Consider the following 13,828-nt stretch of genomic DNA (forward strand, 5'->3'; position numbering starts at 1 on the left):
AACAGTTATCCCGAAGCCCCCTATTTCTGCGCCGCCCAGCGCAGGATCTCGGCTTCCGCGAGCGGCGCTTCTGCCAGCTCTAGGCGATCCTCGGCATCCGCGGCGCGATAGGCTGCACCGATATCGAAGCACGCGAATTTGCCCCCCGTATGGTGCAGAAGCAGCGGATTCGGCGCGGCCAGCATCGCGGCTCCCTTGTAGGTGCCGATGCGACGGAGGCCCGGTGCAAAGGTGCCCGGTCCGAGGAAGTTCTCGTCCAAAGAGAAATCCAAAGCCGAGCAATCCACGGCCAATCCATCTGCAGCCGGCGCCGCCAGCATGGCCCATAGACTGCCCCTCCCGCTTCCCGAAAGCAGCACGCGATCCACCGCCGGCAGCTCACGCAGCATCTGGCACACGGTGATCAAAGCCCCCACCTGCTTCTGCAGCGAGGTCCGGTTGTAAGTGGTGAAGTGGTTCGAGATCTCGTCCGCCACGGCATCTTCCGCAGCCCCTTTGAAGGTCATGACCGTGACACCGTCGCGGCGCTCGATCTGCAGCTTGTCCGGATCCACTGCCAAGTCTCCCGTGACCTTGATCAAGACTGTTCCCTCGACCTGCTCCCGCGCCACCCACTCGGCCGATGGGGGAGACTTCTTCTCACGATCCGCCGGTGTCCAATCGGTCTGCAAGGTGTGACGCCACGCCGGGAAAAGCTCCGTCCTGAAACGCTCGAGAGCCGCTTGATCCCGCGGCACCAACTGCTTCCAGTGATTGCGCTGGGCCTGCTTCCGCGCCTTGATGAACTCTTCCATGCTCAGCGCATCGTCCGGCAGCTTGCCCGGGAAGACGCGTAGGACATCATCCGGCTCTTTCTGGTAAGGCGCCTCCTTGAACGAAACTGCCTCCGGATGCTCCAGCAAGTGCCGGCCCAGCCACTCGTACATGGCTTCGCGGCTTTGCTGGTTGTAGTTATGCGGGGCCTCGAAGCGCTGGTAGTTCAGCTTCTCCTCCGCGCCGAGAAGCTTGTAGATACCCGCTACCGCCGGGCCTTCCACCTCCATGGTCGCCTTGGTCCAATCGCCGGTGGCACCGATGATCAACTGCGGCCTGGGTGCTGCTGCCGCTGCGATCTCCATGTTCGAGTGATCCACCCGCAGGCCCGGAGCGTTCTCGCAGATGCAGCCGCCCTGCATGCTATGGCTCACCATCACCACGGGCACCTGCGCGGCGAGCCTGCCATCCACCGCGGCGAGCATGAAAGTCTGCGTGCCGCCCCCGGATTCACCGGTGCAGGCGAGGCGCTTCCGGTCGACATCCGGCAGGCTCTCCAGAAAGTCCAAGGCGCGGATGCTGTTCCAGAGCTGCAAGCCCATCGAATTGATACCCCAGAGCTGGTCCTCCGCACGCGCCCCGAATTTGCGGTGGCCGCCGTCGGCTTCGGTTCCATCGGCGAAGCGCGTGTCGTTGTAGCCGACCATGTCGTACGAGAAGGCAATCATGCCCATCCGCGCGAGACCGATGCAGCGCGCCGGGATACTTCCGTTCCCTTCATCCGCCAAGCGGCCTTGGTCCCAATGACCATGAGGATTCAGCACCGCGGGAAAGGGTCCTGCGCCCTTGCCCAAAGGCCGGTAAAGATTTCCCGCCAAGTAAAAGCCGGGATAGGGCTGCAGGTGGACCTTCTCGATCGAGTAGCCATCGCGCTCCACCTTGTCGAAGACCACCGCATTCAAGGGCCCCTTCTCCGGCAGCGGCCAAAGCCCGCAGCTCACGAGGATCTGCTCCCGGATCTCCTTCACCCGCGCCTGCCATGCCTCGCGTGATTCGACTTCCGGGAAGTTCCACGGCGAGTTGTGGGTCTTGGGTTCCGCCGACAGGGGCAGCGTCAGAGAAGCGAGCAAAAGAAACACACGCACCGGACAATAGAAGACAGCTGCAAGCCGGAAGCCCAGCAATCTCTCCGTCCAAAAGGGCCTTATATCGTTCCCATCCCGCGCTTGCTCCCCACCCGTCCCGATGCCATCAGGGGCCGTGGACTCCATGGAACAAATCGTCGCCCGCGAGTTGGGCGCGGAGGGCATCGCCCGGATGGTCGCGGGCTTCTACCGCCGCGTGAAGACCGACGATCTGATCGGCCCGCTTTATCCGGACGACGATTGGGAGGGCGCGGAGCAGCGCCTGCGCGAGTTCCTGCAGTTCCGCTTCCTCGGCGATGAATCCTACATCGCGAACCGTGGCCACCCGCGCCTGCGGATGCGGCACTTTCCCTTCGTGATCAAGGAAGCCCACCGCAACCGCTGGATCGAACTGATGGAAGCGGCGATGGACGAAACGAACATCACCGGCGAGGCCCGCGCGGTGATCTCGCCCTTCTTCGCGCAAGTCGCCGAGGCGATGCGAAACCACTGAGCCGGGTCACTCCGGCAGCAGGCGCTTGCCGGAGAGCTTCCCACCCTCGGTGTTCTCGCCCGCGAGCTTGTTGGTGTCCTCACCCATGATCAGCCGGTCAACGGTCGCCCAGTTCACCCACTTGATGGCATAGGTGCGCTGGCCGTCCCCGTCCGATTCGAGCTTCCAGGTTCCTTGGTCCCGCAAGGTGGCGGCCGTGCCGTCCGCATTGAAGATGTAAATGGCCTGGCCGTTGTCGAAGGCCCAAGCGCCGATGAATTTGTCCTCTCCTCCCGCGACGGTGGCCGGGGGAATCTTCAAGCCCCGCACCACTTCGCCCGTGGGGTTCTTGCCCTCCAAGGTCTGGCCGTCCGGCGCCACGGTCGCTTCGATCGTCCAGTCTTCATCCCACGTGAGATCGAAATGAGAGCCGCTATCGTCGCTCGACTTCAGCTTCCAAGTGCCGGGGTTGCCACCGTTGCGGCGGGTTAGAGTGCCATCATCGCGGAAGGTGAAGAGATCCTTGGCCTGCCACACCCACACTCCCACCAGCACCTTCAGACCACCGCCGCCGGAGGCAAGCGCCGAGGCTTTTTCCCCCTGCACGCCGAGGGTCGCCACCCACTTCTCCAGATCCCCCGCCACGGTGATGCGGCGTTCCAAGGTCGGCTTCAACTCCGGCGTGGCGGTCTCCGCCGCTGCCTTCACGCGCGTGACATAGGAATCCCGGATCCGCGCGGCCTTCGCATTGAAAGAGGCATCGATCGCCGCCTGCTTGTCCGCGCAGTAGCTCACCACCTTCCGCATCTGGTCGGACATGCGGAAGCTACCGTCGCCCGGTATTTTCGCCGGCACCCGGTTGTTCCGCACCGATTGCTTCAGCAAGTTCACGTCACGCTTCCATGCCGAGACCTCGTTCTTGCTCAGGTCGTTCAGCCAGGTATCGAGATCCCAGTGGAAGGTCTTGGCATTCGCCGCCAGCTCCTTGTCCCGATCCTTGCCCAAGTTCGCCAGGAGATCCTTCGCCTTCGTTTCAAGATCGGCCAGGTCCGGCGGCAGCTTCATGTCCACGATCACCGGCGCAGCCGAGGGCTTCGCCTTCACCGGCTTGGAGGGCCACTGGATGACGAAGCCGGAACTGCGCGCGGCGGGGTAGACATTCACCCATCCCGCACCCGGCATGAGCTTCAGCCGGCCGCCCGGCTGGCCGTCCTGGGTGTCGTCCGTCCAACGGGTGTACCCCCAATCCTCGCCGCTGGCCCAGGACCAAGCTTCCTCGTCGCGCGTGCCGCCGAGCCAGAAGCCGTCATCGGAATCGCCCGGGAGATGCTCGTTGAGCCAGAGACTTGCCTCTTCCGTGGGCAAGGACATCAGCCTCCCGCCGGCGCTCTCCGCCAAGCCGCTGGCCACGGTGTAGCTCCCCGGTACGCTGGCGATGTAGATCCGCCCGCCCGAGTGCTGCAAGGTGCCGGGAGGATAAACGGGCACTCCTGCGGAGATCGATTCACCGGTGCGCTTCAATACTTCCTCAAGCGCCGCGGGGTTCGTCCCGTCAGCACGCCACTGGATCGCGAAGGGATAACGGTCCCCGGGCTCGCGGGCCTGCAGGCCGCCCTTGCTATCGAGGATCACGTAGGGACCTTCACCTTCCGGCTTGAGCGTCTCCTGCCACGGCGTGCCATCCACCCAGGACCAAAGGTCCTCACCGGAGCTGCCCGCTCCGATCCACAGACCGGCCTCTGCTCCGCCCTCCGCCGCGGGCATCAGCAGCTGCAGCTTGCCCAGATCTTCCTCCGTCTTCGCGACGAAGAGGTGCGCGCCATGCTCTGCGGCAAAGGTGGATGCCGCGCCCCAGCTCATCGGTGCCGGCACCACCATGAAGTGGGTGTCCCCAAGAGCGACGCTGCCATAGGGCATCTCGCCCCGCTCACCGGAAACCAGTCTCCGCTGCAAACGCGAGAGCGCCTTGAGCGGGGATTCCTCCCGCACGATTGGCGCGGGTTTCTTCTTCTCCGGCTTGTCCTCCCGCTTCGCCGGATCGGCGGAGGTCGAACGCTTCGTATCCCGCTCGGCCGGGATCACGCGATCCTCGCTCGGGGTGAAGGCCTTCTCGACCTCCGACACCGCCCGCTTGATATCGGCATTCGCCTTCTTGATGGCATTCACCTTCGACCACACCACCGCACCGATGACGATCGCGATCGCCAGCATGACCAAACCCTTGACCGCTCCGGCCGAGGACGAGGAAGCGCGGGTCGCCGTGCGGCGGGGCGCGGGTGAGGACAGATAATCCGAGGTGGCCGGAACATTCCGCCGTGGCCCCCCCGGAGCCTGCTGCGGCAGAGCGGCGGGAAGCGGCTGGCCGAGCGGTGAGAAGGGCCGGCGCAGCCACGCCTCCAGATCCGCGGACATCTCCTCCGCCGTCTGGTAGCGCAGGTCCGCCACCGGGTTCATCGCCTTTTCGCAAATGCGGTCCAGCGTGGTGTCGCAGCCGGCCAGCTTCGAGGGCGGGATGATCCCCTCGTACGGCGGGCAGCGCCCGATCAGCAGTTCATAGAGCACCACGCCGAGTGCAAAGAGATCCGAGCGGCGGTCCGCTTGCTCCGGGTGGTGCAGCACCTCCGGCGCCACGTAGCCCGGCGTGCCCATCACCAGGCCCGCACCGTCCGAATCCACCGGCCGTGCCAGCCCGAAGTCGCCGATCTTCGGCACCGCGCGTGGCGTGAGCAGGATGTTGGCTGGCTTGATGTCGCGGTGGATCACCCCGTTCTCGTGCGCGTGGGCGAGACCATCACAGATGCCCTTCACGATTCCCACGGCTTGGCCGGGATCCACCTTCAGATTCTGCGCGGAGTAGAACAGCGATTTGCCGTTCACGTACTCCATGACGATGTACGGCATGCCGTCCACCTCGCCATAGTCGTACACGCCGATGAGGTTCGGGTGGTTGAGCTTGGCCATCGCCTTCGCCTCCGTCTCGAAGGAGGCCACGAAGGCGGCATCCTCCCCGAGCTCCCGCGGCAGGATCTTGATCGCCACATCCCGATCCAGACGGCGCTGCTGCGCCTTGTACACGGCACCCATCCCGCCCTTCGCGATGAAGGCCTCAAATTCATAAGCCGGCAGCAGGGCTGCCATGGCTTCCAGGGTGGGTGCTTCGAAGTTATCCAAACTCATCGGAGGAGATGCAGACGCGGCATATCACAAGGCCGCGGGGCTGGCGATTGGAACCCTGACGCCAAATTCACAATTCCCCGCCCGATCCCGCGTTTTCGCGGGCGCCTCACTCCTCGATGCGCTCGCCGGAGATCTTGGCGCCGTGGTTATTGGTACCCTTGAAGCTATCGCCGTTCTTGGCCAGCGTGAAGGTATCGGTGTAGCCGGAGCCCCAGCGCACGGTATAGGTCCGGGTGCCGCCTTCTTCGGAATCGAGCGTCCACTTGCCGCCGTCGTTGCCCTTCGAGACCGTGGAATCCGAGCGGAAGATCGCCTTGGCATTCCCCCACTGCCAAGCATCCACGATCGGGTCACTGCCCTTGAGGATGCGCCAAGCCGTGATGGTGTTACCGATCTGGTTCTTGCCGTTCATTTTGTTGCCATCGGCGGAAACCGTCACGACATCCACCCAGCGACCGTTGTTCCACGAGAACTGATAGCTGTCGGAGCCCGGCTCCTCGCGCTTCCACTCGCCCTTGTTCTTGTTGGTCTCGTTGAAGAGCGAGCCATCCGGCCGGATGATCACGATATCCGCGCTCATCCAGACCCAGCGTCCGCTCAGGTCGAGTTCGGCCCCGTCGATAGCCGCGGAAGCCTCCATCACCTCTTCCTCTTCTTCACCGGCCTCTTCACCCTTCACGAAGGAAACCCAGCCCTTCAGCTCGGCCGCCTTTTTCACCCGGGCTTCCGCCGCCTTGGCGGCTTTGGGATTCCCGGCAAGACTCTTCGCTCGGTCTGCCATGCGCGCGGCGTAAGAGGTGCGGGCGCGCTCCGCCTTCGAGTCGAAGTCGGCATCGATCTCCTTCTGTTTCGCTGCGGCACGCTTGGCCAAATCTTCCATTTTCGGGGAAAGGCGCACGCCGCTATCGGGACCGATTTTATCCGGCACCCGGTTCTCCTTCACCAACGTCTTGAGGAGCGTGACATCCCGGTTCCAAGTGGCCTGGTCGTTTTTGCTCAGATCTTTGTGCCAGGAGTCGATACCCCAGGTGAAGCTCTTGGCGTTCTCCGCCAGCTTCTTGGAGCGCTCTTCGTCGAGCTTGGCCAGGTAGTCCTTCGCGATCTTGTCGAGGCTGGCGATCTCCTCCGGAAGATCCTCCGTGGAAAGTGCATCGTCTTCCGCCGCGTCCTTCGATCCGGATGCGTCCTTGCCGGAGTTCTCACCGGCATTCACCAGCGCATCCGGAAGCTCGGGAACCGAGGCACCATCCTTGCGCCACTGGATCACGAAGGGATAGCGGTCCACCCGCTCCCGCATCTGCGGCGCACCCTGTGCGTCCACGATGACATAGACGCCTTCGCCCCCGGGCTTCACGGAGAGCTCCCAAGGCGAGCCATCCACCCACATCCATGCATCGGCACCGGTCATGCCGGCACCGATCCACAAGCCGGCCTCGGCACCGCTTTCCGCTTCCGGCATCAGGGCCGACACCTTGCGAAGGTCGGCAGGTGTGAGAGCCATGAAGAGCTGCGCCCCGTGCATCGTCGCGAAGGAAGACGCAGCGGTCCAACTAAGCGGGCGCGAGACGACCATGAAATAGCGGTCGCCCAGCAGCGTCGCTCCCTTGGGCATCTCCTCGCGATTGCCGCTGGCCAGCTTCTCCCGCAGACGCCCGAGCGATTCCATCGGGGTCTCGTTGGTCTCCTTCTTGGCGGTCGCGTCGTCGGACTTCGCCTTCTTGTCGGCCTTCGGTTTGGACGAGCCGCTCTTATCATCGGCAGCGGGCGGCACCTGCGCCGCGGCTGCTTGGAAACCCGCGGTCTGCGCCTTCTGACCGTTGCTGAACATGGACCAGCCGATGGCCCCGACCGCCACCACAGCCGCCAGACCGAGCAAACCTTTCATGCCGCCGGAGGAGCTCTCCGCCTTCGAAGGACGATAGCCACCGCTCATCGCACCCACGCGCCTGATCCGGCCCTTGGGCGCAGCCGGAGCCGCTGCTGCCGCCGCCGGGTTCGTGGCGCGGCGCATCCAGGCATCCAGATCCGCGGACATTTCTTCCGCGCTCTGGTAGCGCAGGTCCGCGATCCGGTTCATCGCCTTGTCGCAGATACGGTCGAGCGTCACGTCACAGCCGCAAACCACCGAGGCCGGCGGTTGATAGTCGTACGGCGGGCAGCGCCCGATCAGAAGTTCATAGAGCACCACGCCAAGTGCGAAGAGATCCGAGCGGCGGTCGGCATGATCCGGGTGATGCAGTACCTCCGGTGCCACATAACCCGGCGTGCCCATCACGATGCCGGTGCTGTTTCCCGCAGGACGCGCCAGACCGAAGTCGCCGATCTTCGGCGTCACCTTCTCGTTGAGCAGGATGTTCGCCGGCTTGATGTCGCGATGGATCACGCCGTTCTCGTGCGCGTGGGCAAGGCCGTCGCAGATGCCCTTCACGATCGTGACCGCCTGGATCGGATCGACCGCCATCTGATAAGCGGAGTGGAACAGCGATTTGCCGTTCACGAACTCCATGACGATATAAGGCATGCCATCGACATCACCGTAATCGTACACGCCGATCAGGTTCGGATGGTTAAGCCGCGCCATCGCCTTGGCTTCGGTCTCGAAGGATTGGCGGAACTCCGGATCTTCCCCGAGTTCGCGCGGCAGGATCTTGATCGCCACGTCGCGGTCCAAGCTACGCTGACGCGCTTTATAGACGGCACCCATGCCGCCTTGCGCGATGAAGGCCTCGAAATCATAGGCCGGAAGCAAGGCCGCGAGCATTTCAAGGGATGGAGCTTCGAAGGAGTCGGTGCTCATGAGGAGGGATAGACGGTGGACTTAACAGAAATTCGCCGGTCGCTGCGATTGTAGAACCGCCGACATTTCATAACGCCGACGTACGCAAAACTTGCGCCTTGTTTACGCGTATTTGTACGAGTTGACACATATCGTGACTAATTCTTGGGGGGAATATTCATTTCTTCACGGAATCTTCACGTAACCCGCCGCTGCAATCCTACGCGCGTCCCCCGATCAAGGGACACAGGTCCGGGGGGTGGGATCACATGCAAACGAAAGCGCTCCCGAAACATCCGGGAGCGCTCTCCGAAAACAATCCGGCACCGCTGCGGTGCCTCTCACCCGTCACTCGCCCGACGCGGGTTCGGACTCTTCCGCAGGCGGAGCGGCCGGCTCCTCTTCCTTGGGTGCTTCTTCAGCTTTCGGGGGAGCGGCAGGTGCCGGTGTCGCTTCCGGCTTGGCGGGCGCGGTGCCCGGCTTGGGAGCGACCGGTGGAGTACCGGGCTTCTGCGCCTCTTCCTTCGGAGCCGGGGGCTTCTCGTGCTCGCGCTTCGCTTCCGCAATCTTGTTCCAGAGGAAGGCCAGCGCCCCGATCACCACGGCACCGATCAGGATATGCTGCAGCAGTGCCCAATCGGTCCCACCCTTCTTCTTGCGATGCACCACCGGAGCGGGTGCACGACGGCGCGGCGCGGTGTGGGCGATCGGCACCGGCTGCATCCGTCCGGGCGGCCGCTGCATGGTCCGCAGCGTGGTCGTCTCGCCGAGCTTGTTCGCCCAAGCTTCGAGATCGTGCGCCATCTGGTCCACGGTTTCATAGCGCCGCTCCGGATTCGGATCGGTGGCCAGCCTCCAGATCGCGTCCAGGCGTTTGTCGCAATGCACCACGCTGGAAGGCGGCGGCGAGTCTTCCTCCGACTTCTGGCCGGTCAGCAATTCATAGAGGATCACGCCCACCGCGAAGATATCCGTGCGGCGGTCGCAGTGCTCGGGATTGTCGTAGATCTCCGGCGCGGTGTAGCCCGGTGTGCCCATGATCAGGCCCGGGCCTTCCGCCCAGTGCGGGCGAGCCAGGCCGAAGTCGCCGATCTTCGGCACCACCTTCTCGTTGAGCAGGATGTTCGCCGGCTTGATGTCACGGTGGATCACGCCGTTGTCATGCGCGTGAGCCAAGCCGTCGCAAATCCCCTTCACGATCGCGGCCGCCTGCTCCGGGTCCACCGCCAGATTGTAGGCGGAGTGGTAGAGCGACTTGCCGTTCACATACTCCATCACGATGTAGAGCATGCCGTCGATCGCGCCGAAGTCGTACACGCCGATCAGGTTCGGGTGGTTCAAGCGGCCCATCGCTTTCGCCTCGGTCTCGAAGGACTGGCGGAAATCGGGATCATCCCCCAGCTCGCGCGGCAGCACCTTCACCGCCACATCGCGGTCCAGCGCGATCTGGCGGGCTTTGTACACCGCTCCCATCCCGCCCTGCGCGATGAAGGCATCGAAACTATAGGCGGGCAGAAGCTGGTTGAGGGCTTCCAGCGTTGGGGCTTCAAAGGACGACTCGGAACTCATCTTAGGCGACTGCGGAAATAGCGGGCCGGGACCGGCTTGGCCAGTGGAAGACGTGACTTCACGCTACAGCGGCGCGTGGTAAACGATCCATTCGGGGACTTTAATGACAAAATTGTAAATCATATGCAGCGCGATCGCCGTGGCGAGATTCCCGCTGGCCGCAAAACACAAGGCACAAGCCGCTCCGAAAATGCCCACCGACACCAGCCCGTAGGGCTCGTAGAAATGCACCACGGCAAACACCGCCGAGGAGAACAAGGTTGCGGCCGGAACCCGGATCCCGTTTGCCAGCGAGCGGAATAGCACCCCGCGATACAGAATCTCCTCCGCCACCGGAGCAGCCAGACAGGCCGATACCAAAGCAAGCACGAGACCCCACCAGCCTGCCTCGGACGCACTCAGCCCGCCCGTGGGGTCATGGATCATCCGCCCCGCGAAGCCCTCCTTGAGACCGAAGTCGATCGCCGTGAGCAGCGCGAAAGTGCCGAAGATCATGAACAGATCCGGCTTCGCGAAAAGCCCCAGCCGGCTGCTCACATGCCCGCCCCGGCGATACAAAAAGCCCAGCGCCACCAAGGCCGGAAGGAATCGCGTGCCTCCATCCAGCAGGGCCAGCACCGGTGGCTCGAGGTAGATCGGCTGGCCTCCGAGTTCCCCGGAGATCACCCCGCTCAAAAGACGCTCGAAGCCCACCGCCGCCAAATACGCCAAAAGGAACACTCCCAGACCAAGATTCGTGGAAATCCGCCCCGGATAGCCCTGCGGTCGAGAGCGCAACGCACGCCCGAAGGCCCGCAGCGTGCGCGGGATAAAAAACACGCCGACACCCGCCAGCACCCAGACCGCCCCGCGGCACACCACCGCGCGCAAGGCGAGCTCTCGATTCCGCGAGTCCTCCTCCGCCGTCCGCGGAAGCAGTGCCACCGTGGGTGACCCTTGCTCGCCGAAGCCGATCAGATACTGCCGGTCCCACCAAGTGTCCTCCCCATCCGCCACCCGCGCGATGATGGCCCGCGGATCCGGGGGACCCGGCAGGCGCGGGTCCACGAAAGGCCCCCGCACCGGATTGTTGCCATGGCGGATGGCGTCCAAGATCGCCAGCGCGTACGCGCCTTCCAGATCCAGAGCGTTTTCGGTGCCCAGAATCGCCAAGGACTGCACCGAGGTCTGGATCGTCTCCTTCAGATCGCCAATGCCAGCCGCCTTCCGCAGCCACGGCGGAAACTCCCGGGCCGATTCCGCCAAGCGCAGGTCCCGGTCGATCTTCACCAGCGCCATCCGCGAGGCGTCCTGATCGTACCCCATCTGCTGGCCGAAGTGGTTGTCCCACAGCCACACTCCCATCAGGAACAGGAGTAGCGCCAAGAACGGCTCCGGCACGCGACGGCGCAGGATCTGACGATAGGGGTTGTCCGCCTTTTTTGCCGCGCGCGCTTCGATGCACGGCATTATCCGGGTTTTTTTGAAAAACCGCAAGTCTCACCGACAATCACGAAATATTAAATAAGGTCCCCTCCCACCACAAACAGGCTGACTGGCCGGGTTCCGCCCGCCCCTCAGATTTGCCTCAGACTTTTACTTCCACGGGGGCACAAGTTATGCCCTAACTTTATTTGAAGGCCTGTTTCCCCTTCAGGCCCTGAACCCTCCTTGATCTTATGATCAAAACCCTACCCGCCTTCGGGCGCCCGTCTGCGCACCCGGGTGCATTCACCCGCCGGTCCCGCGCCCTGCTCGATCTGCGTAACTTCGCGCTATGTTCCAGCGCATGGCCTGCCGCCGCCACGGCCGCCTCCGCCCAAGCGGGCCCCGGCGATTGGGTCGCTCCTCATCCCTCCGGTGCGTTCCCCGCCGAGATCATGGTGACCTATCCCCTCGGGGTGTATGCCAAGATAGCGGCCGGCTATTACAGTACCCTTCTCCTCCGGGCGGATGGCAGCCTCATGGCTTCAGGAGGTGCCGCTATTCCCCCACAGGGTCGCACGGGGATCAATGCCATCGTCGCCGGGAGCGGCCATATCGTGGCGCTCAAGCAGTATGGCGAGGTCGTGGCTTGGGGGAAAAATGATCTCGGTCAGACCACCGTGCCCGTAGCCGCCCAGAGCGGTGTTACCGCCATCGCTGCCGGATCCAATCACACGGTGGCTCTCAAGAATGGCTGCGTCATTGCATGGGGTGAGCCCTACAGCGGCCAACTCAATGTGCCGGTAGAAGCTGGCTCCGGTGTCATTGGCATCGCCGCCGGATCCTCCCACACTGCTGTCCTCAAGCAGAATGGCACCGTCCTCGTATGGGGCGGCACACACTTCGTGCGCGCCATACCTCCGGAAGTACAAGGCCAGACCAAAGCGATCTCCGCCTTGGCCGGCTTCACCCTGGCTCTGAGAAATGACGGCAGCGTCGTGGGCTGGGGCGTCGACGGCCAACTCACCGTACCGGCGGATTTCCAAAGCGGCATCGTCACGATCGCCGCCGGTGGCCCCAGCCTCGGCCTCAAACAGGATGGCAGCGTCGTCGCTTGGAACTCCACCGTCCCGGCTGCCGCGCAGAGCGGCGTCACCGCCATTGCCGCAGGAGCGGGTCACTCCATCGCCCTCAAGCAAGACGGTAGCGTGGTGATATGGGGCAACTCTAACAACGCCACATTTCCCGCGGGTATCAGCAGCACCGTCATCGACATCACGGAAAGCTCCGCCCACACCATGGCTCTTCGGCAAGACGGCACCGTCGTCGGCTGGGGGAGTTCCACGCCCTACAGTCTGATTCCCCTGCCCGCCGCCGCCCAAAGCGGCGTCACCGCTCTCGCCGCGGGTGAGTTTCACAGCCTCGCCCTCAAGCAGGATGGCAGCGTCTTCGCCTGGGGAAGAAACGATAGCGGCCAAGCCACCGTGCCCTTGGAAGCCCGGAGCAACATCGTGGCCATCGAAGCCGGACGGGATCACAGCGTCGCCCTCAAGCAAAACGGCGGCGTCGTGGCTTGGGGAAGAAACGAGAACGGCCAAGCCACCGTGCCCTTGGAGGCACAGAGCGGGGTCGCGGCCGTCGTCGCGGGCGAGTATCACACCGTGGCCCTCAAGCAGGACGGGACCATCGTCTCCTGGGGTGCCACCTTCAGCGGCCTTGCCCCGGTACCGGTGGAAGCGCAAAGCGGCGTCTCCGCCATCGCCGGGGGCTGGGCGCACACCTTGGCCCTCAAGAACGGCAAGGTCATCGCCTGGGGCTACAATCCTTGGGGCTCAATCTCCGTGCCGGTTGCGGCCCAGAGCGGCGTGGTCGCCATCGCCGCCGGTAACAACATCAGCCTGGCCCTCAAGCAGGACGGCAGCGTGGTGACCTGGGGCAGGAACGACACCGGAGGCATCACCCCACCGCAGGAAGCGAAGGCCGGGATCAGCCAGATCGCCTGCAGCCCGATGTCCGGGCGCGCCTACTATCGTCTTAGTACTTCACCTCAACCCTACGTGCGCGACGAAGACGGCGACGGCCTCGGCGACGAGGTGGAAGCCCAACTGGCGGCACTCGGATTCGACCCTTACGTGAGCCAGCCGGAAATGGTCGCAGCGCTTTTCGCCGGTGCCAAGCATGCCGGCCTCTACACGACCAGCCAGGTCCAACCCATCTCTCCCGGCAGACCGCAGATGTCCCGCAACGCGCAAACAGGAAAGTTCAAGCTCAGCTTGGACTGGCGGACCCTCACCCCTCTCGCGGGCGCTCCTCCCTCTCCTGCAGACGTCTCGGTCAACGGGCTCGGAGACATCGAGTTCCAATTCAGCGGCCCCGCTTCCGCAGCCTTCCTTCACGTGGACGCAGAGTAAACCCACCCACTGGCCATGAACCCCCTCGCTCCCATGATCGAAACCCTTTCTCCCGCCAAGCGCGGGTCGCGATTCAACCCCAGACTCCGGACAGATTTGTTCTACCGCTCAGCGATCGGGG

Annotated in this window: 7 protein-coding genes; 2 read left to right on the forward strand and 5 right to left on the reverse strand. The window is 63.9% G+C overall.

The window, feature by feature from the left end; genetic code table 11:
• Nucleotides 1–20: 20 nt before the first annotated feature.
• The gene (locus OJ996_RS06910) at nucleotides 21–1,898 is read right to left on the reverse strand and encodes an alpha/beta hydrolase family protein (RefSeq protein ID WP_264512606.1); all 1,878 of its coding nucleotides are present in this window, start codon (nucleotides 1,896–1,898) and stop codon (nucleotides 21–23) included.
• 124 nt (nucleotides 1,899–2,022) lie between these two features.
• Between OJ996_RS06910 and OJ996_RS06915 the strand changes: the two genes are divergently transcribed.
• Nucleotides 2,023–2,391 carry a globin domain-containing protein gene (locus OJ996_RS06915; protein WP_264512608.1) on the forward strand — a complete coding sequence of 123 codons (369 nt, stop codon included), beginning with the start codon at nucleotides 2,023–2,025 and terminating at the stop codon, nucleotides 2,389–2,391.
• 6 nt (nucleotides 2,392–2,397) lie between these two features.
• Here OJ996_RS06915 and OJ996_RS06920 read toward each other — a convergent pair whose 3' ends face one another.
• The 4 genes from OJ996_RS06920 to OJ996_RS06935 form a co-directional block, all read right to left on the reverse strand.
• Complete coding sequence (locus OJ996_RS06920; RefSeq protein WP_264512610.1) at nucleotides 2,398–5,547, reverse strand: protein kinase domain-containing protein; 3,150 nt, start codon at nucleotides 5,545–5,547, stop codon at nucleotides 2,398–2,400.
• 106 nt (nucleotides 5,548–5,653) lie between these two features.
• Nucleotides 5,654–8,344, reverse strand: a complete 2,691-nt coding sequence (locus tag OJ996_RS06925; protein ID WP_264512612.1) for a serine/threonine-protein kinase — start codon at nucleotides 8,342–8,344, stop codon at nucleotides 5,654–5,656.
• 327 nt (nucleotides 8,345–8,671) lie between these two features.
• Nucleotides 8,672–9,892, reverse strand: a complete 1,221-nt coding sequence (locus OJ996_RS06930) for a serine/threonine-protein kinase (protein ID WP_264512614.1) — start codon at nucleotides 9,890–9,892, stop codon at nucleotides 8,672–8,674.
• Between the two features lie 63 nt (nucleotides 9,893–9,955).
• Nucleotides 9,956–11,341 carry a CPBP family intramembrane glutamic endopeptidase gene (locus tag OJ996_RS06935; protein WP_264512616.1) on the reverse strand — a complete coding sequence of 462 codons (1,386 nt, stop codon included), beginning with the start codon at nucleotides 11,339–11,341 and terminating at the stop codon, nucleotides 9,956–9,958.
• A gap of 209 nt (nucleotides 11,342–11,550) precedes the next feature.
• On the opposite strand from OJ996_RS06935, the gene OJ996_RS06940 reads away from it, so the two are divergent.
• Nucleotides 11,551–13,707 (forward strand): RCC1 domain-containing protein, encoded by a 2,157-nt coding sequence (locus tag OJ996_RS06940; protein ID WP_264512618.1) that lies wholly within the window; start codon nucleotides 11,551–11,553, stop codon nucleotides 13,705–13,707.
• Nucleotides 13,708–13,828 lie beyond the last annotated feature (121 nt).

Origin of the sequence: Luteolibacter rhizosphaerae, from assembly GCF_025950095.1 — a bacterium.
In the GTDB taxonomy this organism is placed as follows: domain Bacteria; phylum Verrucomicrobiota; class Verrucomicrobiia; order Verrucomicrobiales; family Akkermansiaceae; genus Haloferula; species Haloferula rhizosphaerae.

What these genes read in the sequence shown, in the direction of transcription:
- OJ996_RS06920 (WP_264512610.1), bottom strand. Translation starts at nt 5,547, where the DNA reads ATGAGTTTGGATAACTTCGAAGCACCCACCCTGGAAGCCATGGCAGCC.
- OJ996_RS06915 (WP_264512608.1), top strand. Translation starts at nt 2,023, where the DNA reads ATGGAACAAATCGTCGCCCGCGAGTTGGGCGCGGAGGGCATCGCCCGG.
- OJ996_RS06925 (WP_264512612.1), bottom strand. Translation starts at nt 8,344, where the DNA reads ATGAGCACCGACTCCTTCGAAGCTCCATCCCTTGAAATGCTCGCGGCC.
- OJ996_RS06935 (WP_264512616.1), bottom strand. Translation starts at nt 11,341, where the DNA reads ATGCCGTGCATCGAAGCGCGCGCGGCAAAAAAGGCGGACAACCCCTAT.
- OJ996_RS06930 (WP_264512614.1), bottom strand. Translation starts at nt 9,892, where the DNA reads ATGAGTTCCGAGTCGTCCTTTGAAGCCCCAACGCTGGAAGCCCTCAAC.
- OJ996_RS06940 (WP_264512618.1), top strand. Translation starts at nt 11,551, where the DNA reads ATGATCAAAACCCTACCCGCCTTCGGGCGCCCGTCTGCGCACCCGGGT.